Here is a 24,453-nt window from a genome sequence, read left to right as displayed (position 1 = left end):
GTAGCGAAAGGGTATGCAGCTGTTGAGGATGCACTATGTATCGGTGTAGAAGACGTAACTTGGGGACAAGTGCCACAACTTTATGTCGTGACAAAGTCTAATTATAACGAAACTCAATTTAGAGATTTTTTAAATGCGAATTTAGCTAAATATAAACAACCGAAAGTCATTGAGATGGTAGCATCTCTACCTTATACTTCGACAGGTAAATTGCAACGTTCTTATTATCGTTAGGATGATTGCGGTAACTCATTTTCTAGGGAGAAAGGAGGGGAAGCAGTGTATATTGTTGATGCGACTTTCTATGATATGAATGCTACTTTTAAACAACCTATCGTTACACCTAAGGTACGTTTAGAAAGCCGTAAAGCACTTATTGTTGAACTGAAGATGAACAATAATGAAAGTTACTTTGGTGAATGTAATGCGTTCGAAACGGACTGGTACGCGCCGACGACGATAGCGGATGTTGAAGCGGATATTCGTGCGTGGTTGGAGGACGTGAGTGGTAAAAGTTTCTACACTTATGAAGAAGCGCTCACGTTAGCGAATCGTTTAGAAACCACCGATGCACGACATACGGTGGTGATGGCATTCTATACGATGTTCCATGCACTTGAAGACATCACTGTGGACTATGGCGCTACAGTGAGTGGTTTGACTGAAGAGCGACTTCTTAAGTTGCAGGAGACGCAACCACAACGTATTAAATTAAAATGGACGCCCAACGTACTTGAAGACGTTCAACGCTTACAAAATCTGGCGCATCAACCAGAGATCGCTTTAGATGCCAATGAGTCTTTGAGTGAACAGGATATTGCTACTGCACTCAAGTTGAAAAAACAACACATTCTCTATATAGAAGAACCTTTCAAGACGTTGAAGGCTGAGGAGTTAGATGAAATCAATCAGGCGATGCCGATTGCGATTGATGAAAAGGCGACGGATTTAGACCGTATTAAAGCATTAGTGCGAAATCACCCAATATATGTGGTTGTCGTGAAACCGTTTCGCTTAGGCGGTATCGATCGCGCAATGGAGATTATAAGGTGGCTTTCTGATCATCATATTCAAACAGTGATAGGTGGAATGTACGAATATGGATTAAGTCGTTATTTTACGGCGCTCTTAGCTCAGTATGCTTCACTACCGAGTGATATTACGCCGTCTGGATATTATTTCGATACTGATTGTGTACCAGATAGTGGTCGCTTGGAGGATGGACAGTTGAAATTTTCAAAACCTGTAGTTGATAAGCAGGTACTTGAGCGTGCGCGTTAGTGTTTGTGATTCTTATGATCTTTTTTAAGTGGCACAGGGTCAAAACCACTTTTATGAAAAGGATGGCATTTAGAAATACGTTTAATACCAAGCCATAATCCTTTAATCGGACCATAAACTTCGATGGCTTCGCGTGTATATTCAGAACAAGTAGGGTAGAAACGACAAGTTCTGGGTGTCATTGGAGAGATAAATCGTTGATAGAAGTGAATTAATGCTAAAAATACTTTCTTCATAATTACAACCTCACTAAGAAATGATACATTAAAAGAAGTATAACATAATTAATTGGGGGACATGGGGTATGCAGTTTACCGATCAAGAGCAAGATAAGGTGACGTTGGACTACCGTACAGAGCATGATGAACCTACAGGAGAGCACGTCTTGATGATTACACGTATGGATGAGCAATTTCTCTTAACGAAGCATGGTCAACGTGGGATTGAATTTCCAGGTGGTAAGAGAGAAGCTGGTGAATCCTCGAGAGATGCGATGGTACGTGAATTATTTGAAGAGACAGGTGGCAAGGTGAAAGCCGCCCAATATATTGCTCAATATGTAGTTCATCGTACGAATGGCCAACCCTTTAGTAAAGATGTCTACTTTGTTGAGGTAGATGAACTGTGTAATAAAGAGGACTATCTTGAAACTGAGGGTCCAGTGTTCTATAAGTATTTAGAAGATATCCCTGAAGATCAGAAGAGTAATCTACTACGTGATGCAGCTATTTTACACTGTGTAGAAAGAGTGAAAGATCTTGGATTATACTAAAGTTAAGCGTATGCCGGTGGATTTGCAAGACCATTACTGTAGTGAAGTGACTTACGAGGTTGATGGTTTGCAGTTAAAAGGATTATTGCTAGCACCTATACAGCAGGTGAACAGAATCGTCGTTTATCTTCGTGGGGGCAAAGGACAAGTAGGGCGAGTTCGAACAGCGCGTTTACTCCAGTTCAGTGGTCCAAACACACTGGTCTTTGCTCCATACTATCGTGGAAATAATGGTAGTGAAGGCAAAGATCAATTCTGTGGCGATGACTTGCATGATGTGACAGAAGCACTTGAACAATTACGAGTAAGTTATCCTGAAACGCCCGTACATATGATTGGCTTTTCACGTGGGGGAATTCAAGGTTTATTAACGTTCCAGAACCTACCAGTAACGAGTTTCATTATTTGGGGCGGTGTAACAGATTTAAAGATGATGTATGAGGAACGAGTGGATTTAAGAGGCATGATGCGTCGAATGATTGGACACCCTCGTAAACATCCTGAAGCTTATCGCATGAGAGATGCTTTAGCTCAACTGCATCAACAGAGTCCACCTATGTTAATCGTCCATGGTGGGTCAGATCAACAAGTCGATATTCAACAAGCATATCATTTAGAAGAAACATTAAAAGGTGTCGGTGCGACATATGAAACGTGGTATCAACCGACAGAAGGTCATGTGCCACGACCTCCTTATATGAAAGCAACGTTAGCTCACATTCACGATTGGATGAAACGTGTTGAATTAGACCAGATTGGTAGATAGATAACTGAAATAGAGTGAGTAATATCGCTATAAGTATGCTTTATAACATTAAAAAGTAGGGGCATCAGTAGAAGTGTGCAAGAGTGTCTGGCTGTTGAACAACTCAATATAGTTCATACAAAAAACGTCAATTTCGAATGAAATTGACGTTTTTCTATGAAAACAATATTAAGTTAATGACGTGCTATTAACTTATTCAAAGCCACCAGCTTGCGCAATGTCTTCTGCGTCTTCGCCGAATTTAGCAAAGTTGTCTTTGAAGCGGCTGATTAAATCTTGTGCTTGTTCTTTATATTCTTCTGGCTTACTCCAAGCATTGATAGGATTAAGAATTGTTTGTGGTACTCCTTCTATATCTTTAGGGATGTTTAAGCCAAACATTTCATCTTTAGTGAATTCTGCATTTTTCAATTCACCTGTAATTGCTTGGTCAACCATCTTACGAGTGTAATTTAAGTTAATACGACGGCCTACACCATATTTACCGCCAGTCCAGCCTGTGTTAACTAAGTAAACATCAACATCGTGTTTGTCGATATGTTCACCTAATAAGTTAGCATAAACTTTCGCGTTTAATGGCATGAATGGTGCACCGAAGCATGTTGAGAATGATGGTTCTGGTTCAGTAACACCGCGTTCAGTACCTGCAAGTTTAGATGTAAATCCACTTAAGAAGTGATACATCGCTTGTTGTTTCGTTAATTTAGAAATTGGTGGAAGTACACCAAATGCATCTGCTGTTAAAAAGATGATTGTGTTAGGGTGTGCTGCTTTTGAAGGTACCACGATATTGTCGATGTGGTGGATTGGATAAGCTGCACGAGTATTTTCAGTATAGTAGTTATCATCGAAGTCAACATGTCCTTCACTATCTACTACGACGTTCTCGAGTACTGTACCGTATTTAATCGCATCGTAGATTTGAGGTTCTTTCTTACGAGAAAGGTTGATTGCTTTCGCATAGCAACCGCCTTCGATGTTGAAGATACCATCTTCGTTCCAACCGTGTTCATCGTCACCGATGAGTTTACGGTCAGCTGCTGCAGATAAAGTCGTCTTACCAGTACCTGATAGACCGAAGAATAATGCAACATCGCCTTTCTTACCAACGTTAGCAGAGCAGTGCATGCTCATGATGTTGCCTTTAGGTAATAAGTAGTTCATAACAGAGAAGATACTTTTCTTCATTTCGCCGGCATATTCTGTACCACCGATAAGTACAATCTTATGCTTGAATGAAACGATGATAAATGTTTCAGAATTTGTACCATCTACTGCTGGATCCGCTTTGAATTTAGGAGCAGAAACGATTGTGAAACCACTGTCGATAGATTCTGCTTCTTTCTTACTTTCAGGACGAATAAACATATTTTGAGCAAAAAGGTTATGCCATGCTAACTCGTTGATTACAGTAAGAGGAAGAGTGGTCTTCTTGTCGCTTCCAGCATAGCCTTTGAAGACATACAATTCGTCTTTCGCTTCTAAGTAGTCGAGAACTTTGTCGTATAATTTGAGGAACGTTTCTTCATCGATAGGTTGGTTCACTTCGCCCCAGTCGATGTCGTCTTTATAGGAAGGCTCTGTCACGATAAATTTGTCTTTTGGTGAACGGCCCGTGTACTTACCAGTTCTCGCATTGATTGCGCCTAATTCAGTGAGTTCTCCTTCGTTATTCTCGATGATTTTGTAATAAAGTTCTGTCGTCGAAAGTTGGAATAGTGAGCTAGGTTTTTTTAATAAATTCTTAATCTTGTTCGTGTAAGTATACGTATCAGTTGCCATACTTAATCCCTCCAGCGGTAATTTTAATGTAAGCCTTTACAGTTAAAAAGTATAACACATTTATGTTAATATTCCATACCGATATATGAAAGAATATGTCGAAAAAGTTAAATTGACATCAATGGTCAGTTTAGGTACTATTAGAAGTAACGGATTCTCTTATCCTGAGTGGTGGAGGGACATGGACCCAAGGAAGCCCAGCAACCTCTTCTCAAGTGTGAAGAAAGGTGCCAAACCGTTTGCAGACGCATGTGTCTGAACGATAAGAGCGAATGGACGTACTGAGCCTTCTCTCTAACTATGTAGTGAAGAAGGCTCTTTTTTGTTAAGCTCTGTTGGAGGGGAATATTCGTAATCTATATATAAAGGAGTACATTATGACTTATAATAAGAGATTATTCACTTCAGAATCAGTAACTGAAGGCCACCCAGACAAGATAGCTGATCAAATATCAGATGCCATACTAGACGAAATATTGAAAGATGACCCCGATGCACGTGTCGCATGTGAGACGACAGTGACGACTGGGATGGCGCTCATCTCTGGAGAGATATCAACACGTACATATGTTGACATTCCTAAAGTTGTGCGTGAAACAGTGAAAGGCATTGGCTATACGCGTGCTAAATACGGTTATGATAGTCAAACGATGGCCGTGCTCACAGCGATTGATGAGCAATCGCCAGACATCGCACAAGGTGTCGACAAGGCACTCGAATATCGTAAAGATATTACAGAAGAAGAAATCGAAGCGACAGGCGCAGGTGACCAAGGACTCATGTTTGGTTATGCAACCAATGAAACCGATACCTATATGCCGCTACCTATCTTCTTATCTCATCAACTTGCGAAACGTCTATCCGATGTGCGTCGCGATAATATTCTCAATTACTTACGCCCAGATGGTAAAGTTCAAGTTACAGTAGAATATGATGAGAACGACAAACCACATCGTATTGATACCATTGTATTATCTACACAACATGCTGAAGATGCAGACCTAGATCAAATTGAGAAAGATATGAAAGAACACGTGATTTATCCAACAGTGCCTGACGAGTTATTAGACGAAGAGACACGTTTCTACATCAATCCTACAGGACGTTTCGTCATCGGTGGACCACAAGGGGACGCAGGTCTTACAGGTCGTAAGATTATCGTTGATACGTATGGTGGTTATGCACGTCACGGTGGCGGTTGTTTCAGTGGTAAAGATCCGACGAAAGTTGACCGTTCAGCAGCATATGCCGCACGTTACGTTGCGAAGAATATCGTCGCAGCTGAGCTCGCAGAGAAATGTGAAGTGCAACTTGCTTATGCCATTGGTGTAGCGGAGCCAGTATCCATCGCGATCGATACGTTTGGCACTGGTAAAGTAGGCGAAGAAGCACTCGTTTCCGCTGTGCGCGAGCACTTCGATTTACGCCCGGCAGGTATTATTAAAATGCTAGACTTGAAGCAACCAATTTACAAACAAACTGCAGCTTATGGTCATTTCGGTCGCACAGATGTCTTATTACCTTGGGAAAAACTAGATAAAGTGAACTTATTAAAAGATACCGTTCAAAAACAATAATTGAAATTCGGCACAATGTAGTCGAATGATTTCATTTTATCTATTATAATCAATGAAAAGAGTATAAAAGGAGCGTTATAATAATGAGTTCATTTGGACCAATAGAAATTGGTTTAATCGTAGCGATTGTCGTAGCGATCATATGCTTTATCTTATTTATTGTAGCCTTATCAAGTAAGAAGAAAGCACAGAATAAGATTAAAGATCAATACGAATCACGCGAACAAACGTTGAACGACGAACATGCAGATGCGTTAGAGAAAGAACGTGTTGAGAACAAGAAAGTGGTCACTAAGCAAAAAGAAGAACATCAAGCGACGGTCAACGCGAAAGATAGAGAAATCGATGCGTTGAAATTATTCTCTAAGAATCATAGCGAGTATGTCACTGATATGCGCTTAATTGGTATTCGCGAACGCCTGGTCAACGAGAAACGTATCCGTCCAGAAGATATGCACATTATGGCTAACATCTTCTTGCCACGTAACGAATTCGATGACGTGAAACGTATTAGTCATCTCGTACTCACACGTACAGGCCTTTACATCATCGATTCACAACTACTCAAAGGGCATGTGTTAAATGGCGTTAGTGCAGCTCAGTTTAACGAGCAACCAATGTTAGAACAAATCTTTGATACGTTAGATTTATCTAAAAAGGACCATCATACTTTAGTGTTTGATCAGAACGAGGATCAACATTCCTTATCTGTAATCGATTACTCTTCACAATTAGAAGATATCGAGAAAGTCGCAACGGACTTACAAACACGTTTGAATCTTAAATTCACACCAACAACGATTCTTTACTTTAATCCTAAAAATGAAGGCGATGTTACAATTTCTAACTACGCACAAACTTCAGGTTCTAAAGTACTCGTCGGACCTGAACAATTAGACGAATACTTCAATAAATTCGTCTTCCATGGTCGCATTCAGTATGATGTAAACGAGTTACAGCGCATTATGGAAGAAATAGAAACGTTTAATTAATAAAGACAGATTACTTGAAACGAAGTAGAGCTTATAAGTCATTGTAAAAAGATGGAAAGTCGAGACGTAAGCTACTATCGAAGGAGTGGGGCGACGAAATCAACGCGATTTCAGTCCTGCTCCTTTTAGTATATAAAGGATTGAATTTGTTATCTTATTTAGCCTAAAGGGTAAATAATGAGATGGTAGGACAAAACACACACTTTGGGAGGACGAAACATGAAGAATATTGAATTCTATAATGGTCATGAAATGCCGATGCTAGGTTTCGGTACGTTCGAACTTACAGACTACGAAACGTGCAAGAATGCGGTGAAGACGGCAATACTCAATGGGTACCGGCATATCGACACTGCAACCCGCTACGGTAATGAGCAAGCAGTAGGTGAAGGGATTCAAGAGGCGTTACAAGAAAGTGATTTAACACGTGAAGATCTGTTTGTGACATCTAAATTATGGTTAACGGATTATGGACGTGCGAATGTAGAATCAGCATATATAGAATCACTGAAGAAATTAGGCTTAGATTATTTAGATCTTTATCTCATGCATTGGCCAGGGACAGACGAAGCAGTGATGGTCGGTACTTGGCATGGTATGGAAGATTTATATAAAGATACGAATGTACGTAATATCGGCGTATGTAACTTTGAACCTGAACAGCTAGAGGCACTGTTGGCTCAAGTTTCCATCAAGCCAGTAATTAATCAAGTTGAATATCATCCGACTTTCCAACAACGTAAGCTGAGTCTTTATCTCGACGCGCAACGTATTTACTTAGAGTCTTGGTCCTCTCTTGCGCGTGGCGATGCGTTAACGAATGATACAATAGTTGCGGTTGCGAACGAGGTGGGTAAAACGCCAGCACAAGTGATTCTTCGTTGGGTTTACCAACGTGGCGTCGTTTCTATCCCACGTTCTGCGAATCCAGAGCATATTAAAGAGAATATCGATATTTTTGACTTTGAGTTATCAGAGGCGCATATGGAGCGTATGAATCAGTTAGATACAGATCAACGTTTTGGGCCCGATCCAACGACGTATGAAGGTTAAGTGATAGCGGGTATTTTTAAAATATAAGACATAAAAAGGGTACAAGCACATGGAAAGGATGTAGGGTTAAAGTGCCTACTAACCATGATGTTTGTACCCTTTTAAACTAAATATAGTAGCCAAGAAGACAAGCGAGAAACGCACCGAGATATTGAATCACACTGTATATGATAAAGTGACCGATTTGGCGGGCTTGTATGAAATTTGTTAACTCAGACGATAAGGTAGAAAAGGTAGTGAGTCCACCTAAAAAGCCAATCGTGAACAGAGGCGACAACCACTGTGCTTGCAGACTATAGCCAGAAACGAAAGCAATAAGAAAGCTGGCTACGATATTGACGATAATGGTTGCAATCGGGTAACTTTGTTTGAAACGTTGATTGCAATAATCCGTTAATAAGCCGCGAACGAGGGCGCCACAACCCCCACCTATGAGTACGAGAATGAGATTCATTGCAAACGACCTCCTATTCGAGTGCCAAGGTAGCATAATAGAATGCCGAGAATGTAACTAGAAATCGCATATAGAGCAAGTAAGCCGATCAAACCTTCTTGCAACATGTTCAGACACTCAAACTGGAATGTTGAGAATGTGGTAAGAGCGCCAAGTAGTCCAGTCGTCAAACCTTTCTTTAAGTTGGTATTATTATGGAAATAGCGTATGGCGAGAGCGCTGAGCAATCCCATGAGAAAGGCACCGACGAGATTAGCGCAGAATGTACCGAGAGGAAAGGTACCGTGATGATTCAGTTGCGCCAGACCATAGCGTAATAAAGCGCCTATGCCACCGCCGAGAAAGATATAGAAATAACGATGCATATAAAGCCTTCTTTCTTAAATAATGTCAGTGTATAAATGAATCCCAGCTTTGAGTAGTGATTTGCGTGTCACTCGAGCTGGGATTACGTCTTTAGAATAGAATTCCGAATGTGGATAATAATGATACGATATGTAAGAGGATCACGATGAGTAATACGAAAGGAAGCACCTTACTTGCGTATCTAATCCATCCAGATTTTTCATGTAAATGTTTAATTGATTTGTCATTAAATATTACAGCTGCAATCAGAATAATCGCGTTAATAATGCTACACATAAAGATAACTTTTATCATTGAGCTAAAATGGTTCGTGAGTAGAGGATTATGCGTATTAAAGTAAATACTAATTAATACGAGAATAATAGCGATATAGAAATATAATTTTGAACGTGCCATGTTGACCTCCTCCAATATTACATTTCTTAATAATAGCATATTTTTCAATTATTGTAATCGTTAAATCATTTTAATGGAAAAGTGGAAGACGAGCTCAGGGGAGTAAGGAGTCATTTTAAAAATAATACTTTAAAGTACAATCAAACTACACAAGCAAAAGAGTAGTATTTGCTAACGATGGGTGGTATAAAGAGATTAAACATTATACTCAAACTGATTTAAATAAATATATTATCTAAGTTGGGTCTCATAGAGGAGGAAGAAAGTAATGAGAAATTTAAATGTTGAAGTGTTCGCTGACGGTGCGGATATCGAAGCGATGAAACTCGCATATAAAAATAAAGAAGTAGACGGATTTACGACAAATCCAAGTTTAATGGCGAAAGCGGGGGTAGAAGATTATAAAGCGTTCGCTGAAGAAGCAGTGCGTGAAATCCCTGACGCTTCGATTTCATTTGAAGTCTTTGCGGATGATATGGAAACGATGGAACGTGAAGCGGAAATTCTACAACAATATGGAGATAATGTCTTCGTGAAGATTCCGATCGTTAACACGAAAGGCGAATCTACTATTCCTTTAATTAAGAAATTATCTGCGCAACATGTGCAACTTAACGTCACAGCAGTGTATACTATGGAACAAGTTCAAGCGATTACTGATGCAGTGACAGAAGGCGTGCCGACATACGTTTCTGTCTTCGCAGGACGCATCGCTGATACAGGCGTCGATCCGTTACCTTTAATGAAAGCAGCTGTGAAAGTAACGCATAGTAAAGCAGGTGTGAAATTATTATGGGCGAGCTGCCGTGAAGTTATTAACGTGATTCAAGCCGACGAAATTGGTGCAGACATCATCACTTGCCCAGCAGGTGTGGTAAGTAAAGTGAACAATAACTTAGGTCGCGATATTGAGAGCCTTTCTGTCGACACTGTTAAAGGCTTTGCGAAAGATATTCAAAGCTCAGGATTGTCTATTCTTTAGTAATGAATTAGGAAATCTCAAGTAGAAGAGACTTGGACAAAATTAATACTTATTAATTTTCAATGTTATAACTCTCGCTTGCTTATGGGACCACACTCAACTAATTCTTTTCGCTCAAAGAGCTCTAAGAATGGATTTTCGTTGTGGTCTAGTTCCATCAAGCGTCTCGAGTACACATTGAAAATTTGCTCAAAAATTTACTTTAAGCTTGCTTTCTATTTATCTCAGAAGTCAATTCACATTTATGTCCCAGTCTCGGTTGCTGATTATATTTCAAGAATTTAAATATAGAACATAACGATGGCTCGTTTCGAATTGTGGATTTTCCTTTTCGAATACGAGCCATTTTAATTTGAGAAAATGTATACCGTGCTATTGTACCTCTTTCACATCTCAGTTAAGATGAAAGAAGTGATTAAAGGAGTAATGTAATGAACAAAGATTTATTTCAACAAAAGGTAACGAAACACTTGTGGTTTCTGAATAAGAAAGAGAAAAAACAGCTTCAACAAACTATCCAACAAATGGATCCAGAGCAAGAACAAGATGCGCAACTTCTACAACGTCCCATCTTTTTTGCTAATCAGTTTCTCAAAGCACACATTTTTCGTCAGAAAGTCGTGAGTACGACAACCTTTATGCTACTGTTATTAGGTTTACTCGTCTCTTATGTCATAACTGTAGGACTCTTTCTTTTTGACTTTATTACTAGTTTGAGTGCAGTGAATTACTTTATTCATCCGCAAGGAAATCTCACGCTACTTTCAGCTATCCTAATATTAATAGGGGCCGTCGGACTTGTGATTATCGCACTTTGGCTCATCAAGCAGACGACCGCCTTTTTCACCAAAAAGTTATTAGAATATAAATATAATCGGTCACGATAGTTCAATATCTTGCTGATAGAATGTCGCTAAAGATAAACTTTCTAACCATTTTTTGCGTATTAAAGTATATCCTTCATCAACGAGCAGTTGCTTGCGTGAGTTAAAATAAATGAGTGTTTGTGAACCTTTAGAAGTTAAACCTCGAATTTGGTGAGCATTGATGTAAATTTGAAGCGGTGCACGCTGTTGCTTAATCGGAAACAATGTGAGATGTGGATTCACATAAATGGGAACGAGTTTATTGATATGCAGTAAGTTTTTCGACGTTGAAATTTGGTGCTTCAAATCTAAACGACTGCTACTGACAAGATAATTGAGCACTTTGCTTAAGTTTCCAGGATAGAGATACGTATGGGTGACAAATTCACATCGTGTGAGGCGCTCCATATCAGGTTGTGTCATAACATAGAGAAGTTGATTCTTATCGAGCATGATTTACACCTCTGCTTTAGCCATAAACTGTTGAAATTTCTTGAGTACGCTGCGGCGATAGAGCTTAACAGAACTCACTGAACGCTGAAGCTGATTTGCGATTTCTGCTTGTTGATAACCTTGTAGTCTGAGTAGGAACCATTGTCGCTCGTGAGACGTGAGAAGGGGGAGAAATGCCTTGAGTAGTTCAGCTGTAAGTATTTGTTCTTCCAGTGATTGAGAAACGTAAGTATGCGTTGCGGTTTCAAGAGATAAGGCTGGTTCTTCCTTTCCTCTTTGACGAAAGAGATCGATGAGGTAGAAACGTAGACGAGAGAATAGATACTTATTAAGCGCAAGTTGATGTTGCTCATCATAACGTTCGATGAGTTCCCACATGCGTATAAGCAATAATTGATAGAATTCCTCATAATCATAACTAATATTGTAGCTTTTGAGTAGATAATGAATAATATTTTTGTATTTTTCATAGTAAGTGTTAAAATTCAATTGTTTCTTCTTTCGATTTGTACGTACAAATAATTATTTCCGGATAACTATAGCGTACAGTGAAGTAGAAAAGATTTCAGTTGCTTAATGTGAGTAAAAGGTGTTAAATGGTAGTAATAGTGATTTAAATATGACTGAAATTTAACTTAAATAGTGCTTTAAATATAGATTCGACATATTTTAACTGTGAAGGAGGCTCTTAATGGATTACGCACACCTTAATCTGGAACATTTTTTCGCGCGACACGACGATTTGGATTCTATAAAAGATAAATCAGATTTCGTAATGATTAATAATATGACGAAAGAAATGCACTATCGTGACGGTAGTGTAGAGGGGAATATCGATTTGAATCCGTATTATTATAAAAATCGTTCACAAGCAGTTAGCTTTATCATGATGGAATATCATTCAAATCATAAGTAATGGACAAGGATTTCTTATAGAAATGGATATGTTGCGTAATTTGGGCAATGTCTTTATTCTGTAATGAAATTAAAGTTTCATTACTTTTTTTATGAATTTGTAACAACCACAGTATGAAATTGTGTGACATCGATTTAAATGTTAAACTTTATAAGCAAAGTTCAAATTATAACCTAAGAGGTGTGAACATGATTAAACATAAGAAAGGCTCAATCTTTTCGATTATTGGTCTCTTAATAATCTTAGGTGTTTTTGTAGCTATCGGATTCTCTTTAATTAAAGACCAAGTGATTTTTAAACATGAAAAGCAAGTTGAGCATATTGAAAAGGTAGATAATACTTTAGATAAGGCTTCGAAAAAGCAAGTAGATAACTATACGAAGCAGCAAGTGTCGAATAAGAATGATAAGTGGAGAGACGCATCTCCTGAAGAAATTAAAGATGCGATGGATTCAAGTAAGCTCATCGACAGCGATGTGCAGAAATATCAATTCTTGCAACTTGATAAATATCAAGGTGTGGATCGTAATCGTATCAAGCGTATGCTCGTGGATAATCCTACATTATTGAACCATACGGATGATTTCATTAAAGCAGCGAAAGATAAACACGTTAATGAAGTTTATCTCATTTCGCATGCGTTACTCGAAACGGGTTCAGTTAATAGTGATCTCGCGAAGGGTGTTGAAATTGACGGTAAGAAATATTACAACTTCTTTGGTGTAGGTGCTTTAGATGAGGATCCTGTGAAGACAGGTGGCGAATACGCGAAGAAACATGGTTGGGACACACCTGAGAAAGCCATTGCTGGTGGTGCTGATTTCATCCATGATCACTTCCTTTCTCATGATGATCAGAACACGCTATACAGCATGAGATGGAATCCTAAGAATACTGGTAAGCATCAATATGCGACGGATATTAACTGGGCTAAAAGTAATGCAAAACTTATGTCCAATTTTTACGAGAAGATGAATACTGAAGGTAAATATTATAAATATTACGTTTATAAAGATGATCCTAAACATCAAGATAAGAAATAGTTCAATATGAATTGGAAATTTGGGTTGCATAGTTAAAACCCGTAGAGGATGGAAAAGCCTCTACGGGTTTTCATTATGGTTGCCATGACTTTGTTAGGTTGTCATGTGCTCCGTTTGCTATATTGTAATGATGGATGCCTACGAGTTACTTCGCTTCATTTTTACGATTAAAGATAACCCAGAATAATAACATCGACAATAGTACTTTGATGATGAATTTCATTTTAGCTCCTCCTTCATATTACTTGTTGAAGTAGTGATGTTTTTCTAAAAAGTCATGTGCTACAACAGCAGGTTCTTTGCCTTTGCCATCAGCTTCGTAGTTAAGTTGTTGCATTTGTTCAGTAGAAATTTGTCCTTCAAGTTTCTTTACGGCTTGTCGCACCTCAGGCTCTTCTCGTTGAAGACGCTTTGGTACGATAGCACTGGCATCATAGGATGGGAAGAAGTGTTTATCGTCCTTTAATACTTTCAGATGATAGGCAGAAACACGGCCATCTGTGGTATAACCTAATGCGGCATCAAGTTTGTTGCTTTTCAAAGCATCATAAACGAGACCGATTTGCATTGGCTTTAACTGGTTGAATTTAAAGCCGTAATAGTGAGTGAATGGTCGATAACCGTCACCGCCACGTTTAATCCATGTCGTATCTGTTCCAACACGTATTTTATCTTTAACTTTCTCTAAATCAGAGACGGTTTCTAAGTGATATTTCTTAGCTGTCTCTTCTGTCACCATGAATGCAAAGGTATTCTCAAAACCATATGAATCAAAGAATGTTTGATCATATTTCTTATCGAATAACTTCTGCGTAACATTCATTGCTTTTTTAGGATCGCGAATCGGTTTCTGATGCAAAGCACCTACGAGCTCAGTTCCAGTGTAGCGCGTGCTCGAGATGTCAGCTTGCCCGTTAAGTAGAGCGTTGTGCTGAATCGTCGCAGAACCTAAGTTATTGATGATAGACACGTTGTATTGATTGCTATCGTGTTCTATTAAATCTTTAATCATGTAAGCCATAATTTGCGATTCACTCGTAGCGAGTGCAGAAACTTTAATATTATTCTTACCTTGCGTACTGCCTCCTAGTCCAGGCAAGTCGCAACCTGCTAAAGTAAGCATCAAGATTAGTATTACTATGATACTATAACGTAATCGAGACATATCGCGTAACCTCACTTATGCGTTAAAAGGGTGTATATAGCGTAACACAATATATGTAAAACTTTAATATCAGTTTAGCAGAACCGAAAAAAGTGAATATACAAATGAATGTGTTATAAAAAGATAAAAACTTTAAAGAGGTCGATCACAATGAAGATAGCAATCATCGGCGCTGGCACTGCAGGCGTCAGTGTACTCAGAGAGCTCGTGAAATATGAGGAATTTAAAGATTTAGAAGTCGATATTTACGATAATCCAGAAAATATGGGGCAGGGTGTGCCTTTCCAAAATGATAGCCAAGAGTTATTGATTAACTTGCCGTCAGATCAAATGTCTTTAAATTTAGACAATCCAAGAGAATTCTATGAATGGTATGAGCAACAAGATGATTTCAAATTTGAGCATCCTGAATTTTTACCACGTTTTATCTTTGGACATTACATGAAATCATATCTTAACCAATATCAACAATCCTACGATAATATCAATGTGATTTATAAAGAAGTGACAGAAGTTTACATCGATTCAAAGATTGGTAATACTGACATTAACTATCACGTCTGCACATCGAATGACATGTCAGAATGTAAGGTGTACGATATCGTCTTTCTTGCGATTGGTACTTTATCCTACCATGACCCTTACCATTTGAAGGGTACTAAAGGGTATATTCAAACGCCTTATCCTACGTATAATACGTTAGATGAGGTTGAAGATAGCGATCGTATTGCGATTGTGGGAACAGGTTTAGCAAGTTTAGACGTAATCCGTTATGTGACTGCTCATCATCCCAACTTGCCGATAACCGTGACGAGTCGCAGTGGGCATTTACCTAGTGTGCGTGGCGAAATGCCGGATATTGAATTTAAATATATTACACCTGAGCATTTTAACCAGATAAAGAAAGACTACTTTGGTAACGTGCCACTCCAACAAGCGATAGACCTATTTGTTAAAGAGTGCGACCGTTTCGATTTAGATTTAGATGAATTAGTCCACCGTAAACAAGGAGAGCCGATTCACGATTTAACTTACGATTTAGATCATCCTAAAGAGGTGGGAATCTTCCAAACTTTACTAGAGATGGTAAAAGAGAATATGAACTGGATTTGGAATAGTTTCAGTCATCAAGATCAGGAGAAATTCTTAAAAGAGTATCATGGTATTCTGAAAGCAAACTCCAACCCAATGCCGCCAACAACAGCGCATTTAATTATCGATGGTATTCATGATGGTTTAATTGAAATTAAGAAGAATGTGAAAGATATTTACTACGATGAGCCTAATAATCGATTCTGCATTTATTATGAAGAAGAAAATGAGAAGCCATCTATCTTTGATATTGTCATTAATGCGACAGGTGCGAAAACGCATCTTACTGACCTTGATCACGATGACCAATTAGTCATTAATTTGGAGAATAGACAAGTTGTTCAGTCTCATCCATTGGGTGGTATTCAAATCATACCTGAAACCAATCAAGTCATTAGTCCACGTTATGGCACCCTGCGACGTATGTATGCCTTTGGACAATTGACTAATGGTATTAATCAATCACGCAATGGTGTAAATATGATTGTGAAACAAGCCGCTAGTGTCGTAGATCAGATGTTTGAAAATATGAGAGAACACTAAGTAGAGATGTAATTGATTCTACTTCAAGAAGATAAGTTGAGTTTGAGAGCGAAAAGTATACTTTCGCCCATAACTCAAATCAGCGGTGGCAAAATGAAATACACACTAGTGAATGACTTCATCATAATCGAAGTGGTAGCGAGGAAAAGCCGAAGTACGTTCCCTTGCTACCATTTATACATTGCAAGAAGATGAACTAGTTATTCTCTAAATAGAATAGGGGTAGACTACAGTGAAGTAAGATAGGAGCTGTTGTTATTATTTATTTTTATACTGTCCACAATCTTTCCATCTAAACACAGCCGCTAGAATTGTGTTTCACAATATTTTGATGTAAGATAATGATAGACTCAATCATCGATGTCAATTGAACAATTAAATAGAGTAATTCTTTCGGGGCAGGGTGAAATTCCCAACCGGCAGTAAGTGAAGCCTGCGACCCGAGATCATAGAATATGATCTTGGCTGATCTAGTGAGAATCTAGAGCCGACAGTATAGTCTGGATGGGAGAAAGAATGAAGTAAACGACAACCACCATAAAGTGTGGTCTACTTTGTCATGTAATGTTATGCATTATCATACAGACTTAATGAGTGGATAGTGGTTACAAACATTAATAAAGTAAAGGCACCTCACCAATATGGTGAAGTGTGTTTGATTCGAATTTGTACACTATTTCAACTTAACGTCTTAGATGATGATACACATATAGAACATGTTAGTTTACTATTTTTCTCACACCTGAAGCGAAGCCTTAGGTGTTTTTTTAATGAGGTGATGAAATGAGTCATTATTTAAATTATGCAATTCAACTTGCGGAAATGGTTGAAGGACAAACAGGTATTAATCCTCCGGTAGGCGCCGTCGTCGTCAATCGAGGAAGAGTTGTTGGCTTAGGCGCGCATCTGCGACAAGGTGATAAACATGCTGAAGTCCAAGCGTTAGATATGGCAGGTGCTGAAGCGCAAGGTGGAACGATTTATATTTCACTTGAACCTTGTACGCATTACGGTTCTACACCGCCTTGTGTAAACAAGATTATTGATTTCGGGATTGCCAAAGTCGTGTATGCGATTAAAGATACCACGCTCTCTTCTAGAGGCGATCAAATCCTGAAAGACCATGGTATCGAAGTCGAATTCCGCTATCAAGAAGCAGCGATGAAACTCTATGAGGATTTCTTCTTTGCTAAACGCAATGCAATGCCTGAAGTAACGGTGAAAGTCTCATGCAGTTTAGATGGCAAGCAAGCGACAGATGTCGGTCAAAGTCAATGGATTACGAATAAAGCTGTGAAACAAGACGTCTTTCAACTGCGCCATACGCATGATGCGGTTATCACAGGCAACGGTACGGTTCAAGCGGACGACCCGAGCTATACGACGCGCATTGAAGATGGTAAGCATCCAGTCAGGGTCTTGCTTTCTAAAAGTGGCGATATTAATTTCGACTTGTCAATGTTTCAAGATGCTACAGCACCGATATGGATTTATACTGAAAATCCATCACTTTCCGCAAATCAAGAACATATAGATATTAATTATTTAGAAGAATGTACAATTGAACATATCCTTTCTGATTTATACAGCAAAGGTATTGGGCGTGTCCTTGTAGAAGCAGGCCCTCAAGTTACTTCTCAATTTCTCCATTCAACTCTAACGAAAGAACTCATCCTTTATTATGCCCCGATAATCATAGGTGGTTCTGGTCAACATCAATTCTACCAAACTGATGAAGTGCTAGAACTATCTCAAGTTCCTAACTTTGAAATTGTTCGTACAGACATGCTTGAGCAGAATATTAAAGTCCAGTTACGAAAGAAGTGAGACGATGTTCACAGGTATTATAGAAGAGGTCGGTACGATTGAACGTATGCAGACGGTCCAGTCTGTTATGACGCTCTCTATACGTTGCCAAACGATACTAGAAGACATGCAGATTGGTGATTCCATCAGTGTGAACGGTACGTGTTTAACAGTTACAGCTTTCGATTCTAATCACTTTGATGTTCAAGTCATTAAAGGAACCGAAAGTAAGACGTATTTAAATCAGTTATCTCAAGGTGACCCAGTCAATTTAGAAAGAGCGATGAGTGGCCAGGGTCGATTTGGCGGGCACTTTGTACTCGGTCACGTGGATGATATTGGTCGAATCTCACGTATTGAGAAGAATAATAATTCAACGATTATCACGATTCAAACATCGCAAGATTTATTAAAGCAAATGGTCTCTCGTGGTTCTATTGCAGTAGATGGTACAAGCTTAACTATCTTTCAATTGCGCACGAACGAGTTTGATATCCATCTGATACCTGAAACACGCAATGCGACCATTTTAGATAAAAAAAGAGAAAACGACCTTGTACATCTAGAAACAGACATGCTATTTAAGTACGTTGAACGTATCATAGGAGATCAAAAAGACGGTCTCTCAGTAGATAAGATGAAAGCGTTAGGATACTAGGAGGGGTAGAGGATGAAATTTGACCGCATAGATGACGCAATTGAAGCCCTTAAGAATGGGGAAAGTGTCATCGTAGTAGATGATGAAGATAGAGAGAATGAGGGAGATCTGATAGCAGTAACGCAATGGATGAAAGAAGATACTGTGAATTTCATGGCGACATATGGACGTGGATTAATATGTGCACCCGTTAGCCAGGATATTGCACAACGACTGGATCTTGCGCCAATGGTTTCACAGAACTCTGATGCCTTTGGAACTGCATTTACCGTGAGTATCGATCACCGTGAGACGACGACAGGGATTAGCGCTAAAGAACGTATGTTAACGGCGAAAGCGCTAGTGAATCCGGAGACGACAGCTCAAGATTTCAATCGACCAGGTCATCTCTTCCCACTGATTGCGAAAGACGGTGGTGTCTTAGAACGTCAAGGTCATACTGAAGCAGCAGTGGATCTAGCGAAACTTTCAGGTGCTACACCTGCTGCGCTTATTTGTGAAATTATGAATGACGACGGAACGATGGCGAAAGGCGACGACTTAATGCAATATAAAGCCCAACACGGCTTGAAGATGATTACGATTAAAGATTTAATGTATTATCGACGTGAACGCCAAGCTCAAGCTATTCAAGCGCGTGCGAAGGTGAAGATGCCGACAGACTATGGTCAATTTGACATGTATGGCTTTACGACACATGACGGCGAAGAAATTGTTGCTATCGTTAAAGGTGAGATTCGTGAAGTTGAGAATGTACGCTTACATTCTGCTTGCATGACAGGCGATATCTTCCACAGTCAACGCTGTGATTGCGGTAAGCAATTAGAAGCGTCAATGAAATACATTCAAGAACATGGCGGTATGATTCTCTATCTTCCTCAAGAGGGTCGCGGTATTGGATTGATTAACAAACTTCGTGCTTATGAGTTAATTGAGGATGGTTATGATACAGTCACAGCCAATACTGCGCTTGGCTTTGATGAAGACTTACGTGATTATTTCGAAGCGGCACAAATTCTCAAACACTTTGGTATAAAGAAAGTGAATTTGTTAAGCAATAATCCTGCGAAGTTTCAAAGTCTAGAACACTACGGAATTGAAATTGCGCAACGTATCGAAGTGATTGTGCCAGAGAATGAGCATAATCATGATTATTTAATTACTAAAAGAGATAAAATGGGTCATTTAATTTAGGAGGTACACATAATGAAATTTGAAGGTAAATTAACGGGTTCTAATCTGAAAGTAGCGATTGTAGTGAGTCGTTTCAATGACTTTATTACAATGCGTTTATTAGACGGCGCTAAAGATACACTCGTACGTCATGAAGTGGATGAAGACAATATTGATGTAGCACTCGTTCCAGGTGCATTTGAAATTCCACTTGTAGCGAAGAAATTAGCACAAAAAGGTAAATACGATGCAGTGATTACACTTGGTTGTGTCATCCGTGGATCTACTACACATTATGATTATGTCTGCAACGAAGTTTCTAAAGGTATTTCACGCGCGAACGACGCTACAGATGTTCCGGTCATCTTCGGTATCGTAACTACTGAAAATATTGAACAAGCTGTTGAACGCGCAGGTACGAAAGCAGGAAACAAAGGTGCAGATGCAGCGATGAGTGCGATTGAAATGGCTAATTTATTTAAAACAATTAATGAAAATTAAGCGGGCTATTATAGATAAGGGCAAGTTGAGTAGATTTCTACTTAACTTGCCCTTTGTTTAATTTGAGAATAATATTAATCTTTTTATCAAGAAAATTCTAACTACTTTCTGATAAATTTAAGCACTGTCTCTGCACAAGACAATGTAAGTATAACGGTTTATTTTCTTGCGAATTTCGTTACGAGTCCTGCAACTACTCCGAAACCAACTAAAGCGCCAGCTACAAAGCCTGTCTTCTTCAATGATTCAGGTGTCACGAATTCTTTAAATGCAAGATTTAAGTTCTGAGGACGTTCTGCTAAGCGTCTCATAAAGTAACTGAACCAGTCATCCCCGTATGGAACGTAAACACAGAAATTATAGCCTTCATTAGCGATTTCTTCAGCTAATTCTGACCTAAAGCCATACAGCATTTGGAATTCGAATTGATCTCGCTCGATATTGTGATCTTTCACATATTGCTTCACGTGATTAATAATTTTGTCATCGTGTGTTGCAATAGAAGTCACATGTTCTGCGTTATTTAATCGTTTTTCAATGAGGTGAATGTAGTTTCTATCGATATCTTCTTTCGTTTGGTAGGCGATATCCTCTTTCTCTTTATATGCGCCTTTAACCATACGTAATCTGAGTTCTGGATATTTGTCTACAAGGTCATCCGCTTTGTAAAGATAAGCCTGAATGACCGTACCGACATTTTTAAATTCACCTTTTAAGCGATCAACCGTTTGTGTAATATCAGATAAGCTATCGTATTTCTCTGTATCAATATTGATATGCATATTCCCAAATTCATTTGCTTTCAATAATATTTCTCTCAGGTTACGATAAGCTAATTCTAGATCGAATTCAGATCCGAGTTGACTGAGTTTCACTGACATGTGCGCATCGACATTATGATTATTGATCGCGTACATGACTTCGAGGATTTCATGTTTCGCTAAGATTGCTTCGCCTTCATTCTCAACGAACTCTCCCAGTTTATCTACTGTCACTGTAATCCCTTTGTCGTTGAGCTTCTGAATTGTATCGATGAGCTGGTCCATCGTATTTCCAGCTACTACTCGATTTGCTCCTAGTGTAGGGCCGATACTCTTAGCGAGTTTGTTTAAAAAAGTATTATTAGATATACCTATAAAAAAATCTTTCACTAGTGGCATTGAAATTCCTCCCATTCCTTTAGAAATATTGTGCCTTTCATATAGTGTACCATGAAATAAATAGTAGTGAAATCGTTTACAAACACATTATTTGCACAATTAGGAATTTTTTAACCTTTAAAAACGCGATATAAATTGCGACGCGGGACGTTTAGCATTTTACTAAGGTAATGAAGAAAAATAGTATTTGAGCGTTAAAGACTTAGGAATTCGCGTACTTAAGTTGAAAGGACAGTATTTTAAAAAGAGGATGGGTTGAACATGGAAATACGGAAACAGAGTTTGATACAATAAAGAATAAGAATTTGAAGAAGAAGAAGGGATTTAGAAGACATGTGGAAATGGGAAACTGAAAGCGAGGCGAAAGGTGTCATCGTCATCGCGCATAATATGTTAGAACACACAGGTCGTTATGCATATCTCATCACGATGTTGCGACGCCAAGGCTATCATGTCATCATGGGTGATCTACCTGGTCAAGGGCAGACATCTCGGGCGAACAAAGGACAAATAGAGCGCTTCGATGTGTATCATGAGGCCGTTCTTGAGTGGATTCGCATTGCTAACGAGTACAAGTTACCTACATATCTCCTCGGCGTAGGTCTAGGTGGACTCATCGCGCTTAATTTATTGGAAAAAACAGAGGTGCCCATCGAAGGTTTATTGCTCGTCTCTCCACTATTAGAATTTACGAAATCGGCTAAGACACGTAAAGATAAAATACTTTCAAATATTGGAAAGTTAGCGAAAGATACGCGCTTTAATATGGGAATTGAAGCACGTGACTTAACGCGCAACGAAGAAGTCATTGAAGAGACAGAAGAAGATCAAATGATGTTGCGTAAAGTAACGTACTACTGGTATAAAGAAGTAACCGAAATTATGAAAGAAACGGTAGAGCATTTGAAAGATATTAAACCGTTACCGTTACTCTTGATGATGGGGACAGAAGATAAGATTGCTGACATAGATGTCATGCGAGAAGTGAAGGCTAAGGTAGCTACACCAGAACTGTATTATAAAGAATGGTCTGGATTGTATCATGAAGTTCATAACGAACCGGAAAGAGATGAAGTGATGCGCTATATTTTGGCTTTCTTAAATAATAGCGTCAGCAATCTTGGGTTTATCATTGATGATGAAAACCAAGTCAATTCGACCGATTGATGATTTAGATTCATCTTTATTTTAACTTGAACAATTTTTTGAGAAGACTTGAATTTCACATGGAGCGCTAGCGTCTCTATAGGCGTGAGTGAAATTCGAGTCTTCTTTTTAGGTTATGTCATGTTACTCGAACTTAAATTGTTTCAATTAAGTTGTATATGTATAAACATACTGTAAGAGTGAGTAATTATATAGTGACGAAAATTTTACATAAAGCTATTAATCTTGCTTTTTATAGAAATATTTGGTATATTTAATTTGTGAAATAAATCACATAGTTATACAAAGTTTTGTGATAGGAGAGAGTAAGTATGGAACGTACGAAAGGTAATAAAGTAGTATTAGTTGGAGATGGTGCAGTAGGTTCAAGCTATGCATTTGCGATGGTAGCGAAAGGTGTAGCAGATGAACTTGTCATCATCGACCTTAACGAAGATAAAGTGAAAGGTGACGTAATGGATCTTAACCATGGTGCCCCTTATGGTGATTCACGCGTAACTGTCAAAGCAGGTCAATACAGTGATTGTTCAGATGCTGACATCGTAGTTATCACAGCTGGAGCGGCTCAGAAACCAGGCGAAACACGTCTAGATTTAGTTGAGAAGAATACGAAGATCTTTAAATCTATCGTGACAGAAATCATGAACAGTGGTTTCGATGGTATCTTCCTCATCGCAACAAACCCTGTTGACATCTTAACTTATGTTACTTACAAAGTATCAGGTTTACCGAAAGAACGCGTGATTGGTTCAGGTACAATCTTAGATACAGCTCGTTTCAAATTTGAACTAGCTGAAGAGTTTGGTGTATCACCAGGTAGTGTGCATGGTCAAATTATCGGTGAACATGGCGATTCTGAGTTAGCCGTATGGTCACAAGCGAACATCGCAGGTCAACCTTTATTTGATATTTTAAAAAATGATAAAAAACGCGAAAAACGTATCGAAGAAATCTTTGTACGTACACGCGATGCAGCATACGAAATTATCGAAGCGAAAGGCGCGACTTACTATGGTATTGCGATGGGATTATTACACATTACTAAAGCCATCCTCTTTAACCAAAAGAAAGTCCTCACTGTATCTAGCTATCTCGAAGGTGAATACGGACAAGAAGATGTTTACATTGGCGTTCCAACATTAGTAACGAGAGATGGTGCGCAACGCATCTTTGAATCTCCATTAAGCGAAGAAGAACAAGCTCAATTTGATAAGTCAGCACAAGTGCTTAAAGAAATGCAAGATAAAATTCAAAACCATATAATTGCATAAATCATAGATTGATCTTAAAATGATAATGAGATTAATTTAATATAAAATGTTTTGTGAATTTACTATATCTCTTTTGACAAACTATTTACATTGCATTTAACATATAGTCATTTTAAACTGTAGAATGTAAAGTGTTACTTAACGATGCGTAGGGATGTTATTGTCAAAGTAACACTTCTTCTACAGTGTTCTACATTTTATTTAAATTAATTTTTTCT

At 38.7% G+C, this 24,453-nt stretch carries 27 protein-coding genes and 2 riboswitches; of the genes, 18 read left to right on the top strand and 9 right to left on the bottom strand.

Going from position 1 to position 24,453, the window contains the following annotated elements; all coding sequences use genetic code 11:
- Window positions 1-234, top strand: a 234-nt coding sequence (locus tag CD039_RS05900) for a 2-succinylbenzoate--CoA ligase (protein ID WP_142384376.1), incomplete at its 5' end; no start/stop codon positions are given.
- Between the two features lie 75 nt (window positions 235-309).
- On the top strand, window positions 310-1,281 hold the full coding sequence (gene menC / locus CD039_RS05895; protein ID WP_240595074.1) for an o-succinylbenzoate synthase: 972 nt from the start codon (window positions 310-312) through the stop codon (window positions 1,279-1,281).
- Here menC and yidD read toward each other — a convergent pair.
- The gene (yidD, locus tag CD039_RS05890) at window positions 1,278-1,517 is read right to left on the bottom strand and encodes a membrane protein insertion efficiency factor YidD (RefSeq protein ID WP_002471546.1); all 240 of its coding nucleotides are present in this window, start codon (window positions 1,515-1,517) and stop codon (window positions 1,278-1,280) included. The genes menC and yidD overlap by 4 nt on opposite strands.
- Window positions 1,518-1,585: 68 nt before the next feature.
- On the opposite strand from yidD, the gene ytkD reads away from it, so the two are divergent.
- Together ytkD and CD039_RS05880 are read left to right on the top strand one after the other, a co-directional pair.
- Window positions 1,586-2,053, top strand: a complete 468-nt coding sequence (gene ytkD, locus CD039_RS05885; RefSeq protein ID WP_103371527.1) for an RNA deprotection pyrophosphohydrolase — start codon at window positions 1,586-1,588, stop codon at window positions 2,051-2,053.
- The gene (locus tag CD039_RS05880) at window positions 2,040-2,819 is read left to right on the top strand and encodes an alpha/beta hydrolase family protein (protein ID WP_103371526.1); all 780 of its coding nucleotides are present in this window, start codon (window positions 2,040-2,042) and stop codon (window positions 2,817-2,819) included. The genes ytkD and CD039_RS05880 overlap by 14 nt, the downstream gene beginning before the upstream one ends.
- 192 nt (window positions 2,820-3,011) lie before the next feature.
- Here CD039_RS05880 and pckA read toward each other — a convergent pair whose 3' ends face one another.
- Window positions 3,012-4,601 carry a phosphoenolpyruvate carboxykinase (ATP) gene (gene pckA / locus CD039_RS05875; protein ID WP_103371525.1) on the bottom strand — a complete coding sequence of 530 codons (1,590 nt, stop codon included), beginning with the start codon at window positions 4,599-4,601 and terminating at the stop codon, window positions 3,012-3,014.
- Window positions 4,602-4,757: 156 nt separating this feature from the next.
- Window positions 4,758-4,870, top strand: a riboswitch (SAM riboswitch).
- A gap of 108 nt (window positions 4,871-4,978) precedes the next feature.
- Here pckA and metK point away from each other — a divergent pair.
- The 3 genes from metK to CD039_RS05860 all read left to right on the top strand — a co-directional run bounded on the left by metK (window position 4,979) and on the right by CD039_RS05860 (window position 8,223).
- On the top strand, window positions 4,979-6,178 hold the full coding sequence (metK, locus tag CD039_RS05870; protein WP_103371524.1) for a methionine adenosyltransferase: 1,200 nt from the start codon (window positions 4,979-4,981) through the stop codon (window positions 6,176-6,178).
- An 83-nt stretch (window positions 6,179-6,261) separates the two neighbouring features.
- Window positions 6,262-7,170 carry an NERD domain-containing protein gene (locus CD039_RS05865; RefSeq protein ID WP_103371523.1) on the top strand — a complete coding sequence of 303 codons (909 nt, stop codon included), beginning with the start codon at window positions 6,262-6,264 and terminating at the stop codon, window positions 7,168-7,170.
- A gap of 219 nt (window positions 7,171-7,389) precedes the next feature.
- Window positions 7,390-8,223, top strand: coding sequence for an aldo/keto reductase (locus tag CD039_RS05860; protein ID WP_103371522.1), 834 nt, complete (start codon window positions 7,390-7,392; stop codon window positions 8,221-8,223).
- A gap of 106 nt (window positions 8,224-8,329) precedes the next feature.
- On the opposite strand, the gene CD039_RS05855 is transcribed toward CD039_RS05860, so the two are convergent.
- The 3 genes from CD039_RS05855 to CD039_RS05845 form a co-directional block, all read right to left on the bottom strand.
- Window positions 8,330-8,677 carry a fluoride efflux transporter FluC gene (locus CD039_RS05855; protein ID WP_103371521.1) on the bottom strand — a complete coding sequence of 116 codons (348 nt, stop codon included), beginning with the start codon at window positions 8,675-8,677 and terminating at the stop codon, window positions 8,330-8,332.
- The gene (gene crcB, locus CD039_RS05850; RefSeq protein WP_103371520.1) at window positions 8,674-9,042 is read right to left on the bottom strand and encodes a fluoride efflux transporter CrcB; all 369 of its coding nucleotides are present in this window, start codon (window positions 9,040-9,042) and stop codon (window positions 8,674-8,676) included. Before crcB ends, CD039_RS05855 begins: the two co-directional genes overlap by 4 nt.
- A gap of 91 nt (window positions 9,043-9,133) precedes the next feature.
- Window positions 9,134-9,439 carry a hypothetical protein gene (locus tag CD039_RS05845; RefSeq protein WP_103371519.1) on the bottom strand — a complete coding sequence of 102 codons (306 nt, stop codon included), beginning with the start codon at window positions 9,437-9,439 and terminating at the stop codon, window positions 9,134-9,136.
- A gap of 268 nt (window positions 9,440-9,707) precedes the next feature.
- Between CD039_RS05845 and CD039_RS05840 the strand changes: the two genes are divergently transcribed.
- A complete protein-coding gene (locus tag CD039_RS05840; RefSeq protein WP_103371518.1) occupies window positions 9,708-10,421 on the top strand; it encodes a transaldolase in 714 nt (237 codons plus the stop codon).
- Between the two features lie 431 nt (window positions 10,422-10,852).
- Window positions 10,853-11,308: a hypothetical protein gene (locus CD039_RS05835; protein WP_103371517.1), complete on the top strand. Its 456-nt coding sequence runs from the start codon at window positions 10,853-10,855 to the stop codon at window positions 11,306-11,308.
- Here CD039_RS05835 and CD039_RS05830 read toward each other — a convergent pair.
- Together CD039_RS05830 and CD039_RS05825 are read right to left on the bottom strand one after the other, a co-directional pair.
- Window positions 11,300-11,740 carry a competence protein ComK gene (locus CD039_RS05830; protein ID WP_103371516.1) on the bottom strand — a complete coding sequence of 147 codons (441 nt, stop codon included), beginning with the start codon at window positions 11,738-11,740 and terminating at the stop codon, window positions 11,300-11,302. The two genes, CD039_RS05835 and CD039_RS05830, sit on opposite strands and share 9 nt — an antisense overlap.
- Before the next feature lie 3 nt (window positions 11,741-11,743).
- The gene (locus tag CD039_RS05825) at window positions 11,744-12,229 is read right to left on the bottom strand and encodes a sigma-70 family RNA polymerase sigma factor (RefSeq protein ID WP_103371515.1); all 486 of its coding nucleotides are present in this window, start codon (window positions 12,227-12,229) and stop codon (window positions 11,744-11,746) included.
- 202 nt (window positions 12,230-12,431) lie between these two features.
- Here CD039_RS05825 and CD039_RS05820 point away from each other — a divergent pair, with 202 nt between their 5' ends.
- Entirely contained in the window at window positions 12,432-12,656 is a 225-nt protein-coding gene (locus CD039_RS05820; protein ID WP_002471559.1) for a hypothetical protein, read from the top strand.
- 188 nt (window positions 12,657-12,844) lie between these two features.
- Entirely contained in the window at window positions 12,845-13,699 is an 855-nt protein-coding gene (sagB, locus tag CD039_RS05815) for a peptidoglycan release complex glucosaminidase SagB (protein ID WP_103371514.1), read from the top strand.
- Between the two features lie 241 nt (window positions 13,700-13,940).
- Here the strand turns inward: sagB and CD039_RS05810 are convergent, their stop codons facing one another.
- Window positions 13,941-14,864 (bottom strand): osmoprotectant ABC transporter substrate-binding protein, encoded by a 924-nt coding sequence (locus CD039_RS05810; protein WP_103371513.1) that lies wholly within the window; start codon window positions 14,862-14,864, stop codon window positions 13,941-13,943.
- A gap of 150 nt (window positions 14,865-15,014) precedes the next feature.
- Between CD039_RS05810 and CD039_RS05805 the strand changes: the two genes are divergently transcribed.
- The 5 genes from CD039_RS05805 (at window position 15,015) to ribH (ending at window position 20,637) form a co-directional block, all read left to right on the top strand.
- On the top strand, window positions 15,015-16,499 hold the full coding sequence (locus CD039_RS05805; protein WP_103371512.1) for an FAD/NAD(P)-binding protein: 1,485 nt from the start codon (window positions 15,015-15,017) through the stop codon (window positions 16,497-16,499).
- Between the two features lie 385 nt (window positions 16,500-16,884).
- Window positions 16,885-17,019: riboswitch (FMN riboswitch) on the top strand.
- 263 nt (window positions 17,020-17,282) lie between these two features.
- Window positions 17,283-18,326 (top strand): bifunctional diaminohydroxyphosphoribosylaminopyrimidine deaminase/5-amino-6-(5-phosphoribosylamino)uracil reductase RibD, encoded by a 1,044-nt coding sequence (gene ribD / locus CD039_RS05800; protein WP_103371511.1) that lies wholly within the window; start codon window positions 17,283-17,285, stop codon window positions 18,324-18,326.
- A gap of 4 nt (window positions 18,327-18,330) precedes the next feature.
- Complete coding sequence (locus CD039_RS05795) at window positions 18,331-18,963, top strand: riboflavin synthase (protein ID WP_103371510.1); 633 nt, start codon at window positions 18,331-18,333, stop codon at window positions 18,961-18,963.
- A gap of 12 nt (window positions 18,964-18,975) precedes the next feature.
- Entirely contained in the window at window positions 18,976-20,157 is a 1,182-nt protein-coding gene (ribB, locus tag CD039_RS05790) for a 3,4-dihydroxy-2-butanone-4-phosphate synthase (RefSeq protein WP_103371509.1), read from the top strand.
- Between the two features lie 12 nt (window positions 20,158-20,169).
- On the top strand, window positions 20,170-20,637 hold the full coding sequence (gene ribH / locus CD039_RS05785; protein WP_002471545.1) for a 6,7-dimethyl-8-ribityllumazine synthase: 468 nt from the start codon (window positions 20,170-20,172) through the stop codon (window positions 20,635-20,637).
- Window positions 20,638-20,795: 158 nt separating this feature from the next.
- On the opposite strand, the gene CD039_RS05780 is transcribed toward ribH, so the two are convergent.
- Window positions 20,796-21,797: a proline dehydrogenase family protein gene (locus tag CD039_RS05780; protein WP_103371508.1), complete on the bottom strand. Its 1,002-nt coding sequence runs from the start codon at window positions 21,795-21,797 to the stop codon at window positions 20,796-20,798.
- A 333-nt stretch (window positions 21,798-22,130) separates the two neighbouring features.
- On the opposite strand from CD039_RS05780, the gene CD039_RS05775 reads away from it, so the two are divergent.
- Complete coding sequence (locus CD039_RS05775) at window positions 22,131-22,964, top strand: alpha/beta fold hydrolase (protein ID WP_103371507.1); 834 nt, start codon at window positions 22,131-22,133, stop codon at window positions 22,962-22,964.
- Between the two features lie 311 nt (window positions 22,965-23,275).
- Window positions 23,276-24,235, top strand: a complete 960-nt coding sequence (locus CD039_RS05770) for an L-lactate dehydrogenase (RefSeq protein ID WP_002472993.1) — start codon at window positions 23,276-23,278, stop codon at window positions 24,233-24,235.
- Window positions 24,236-24,453: the final 218 nt, after the last annotated feature.

Source organism: Staphylococcus argensis, assembly GCF_002902305.1.
In the GTDB taxonomy this organism is placed as follows: domain Bacteria; phylum Bacillota; class Bacilli; order Staphylococcales; family Staphylococcaceae; genus Staphylococcus; species Staphylococcus argensis.
Note: the sequence above shows the minus strand (reverse complement) of the source record. Positions and strands in the feature narration are given on the sequence as shown.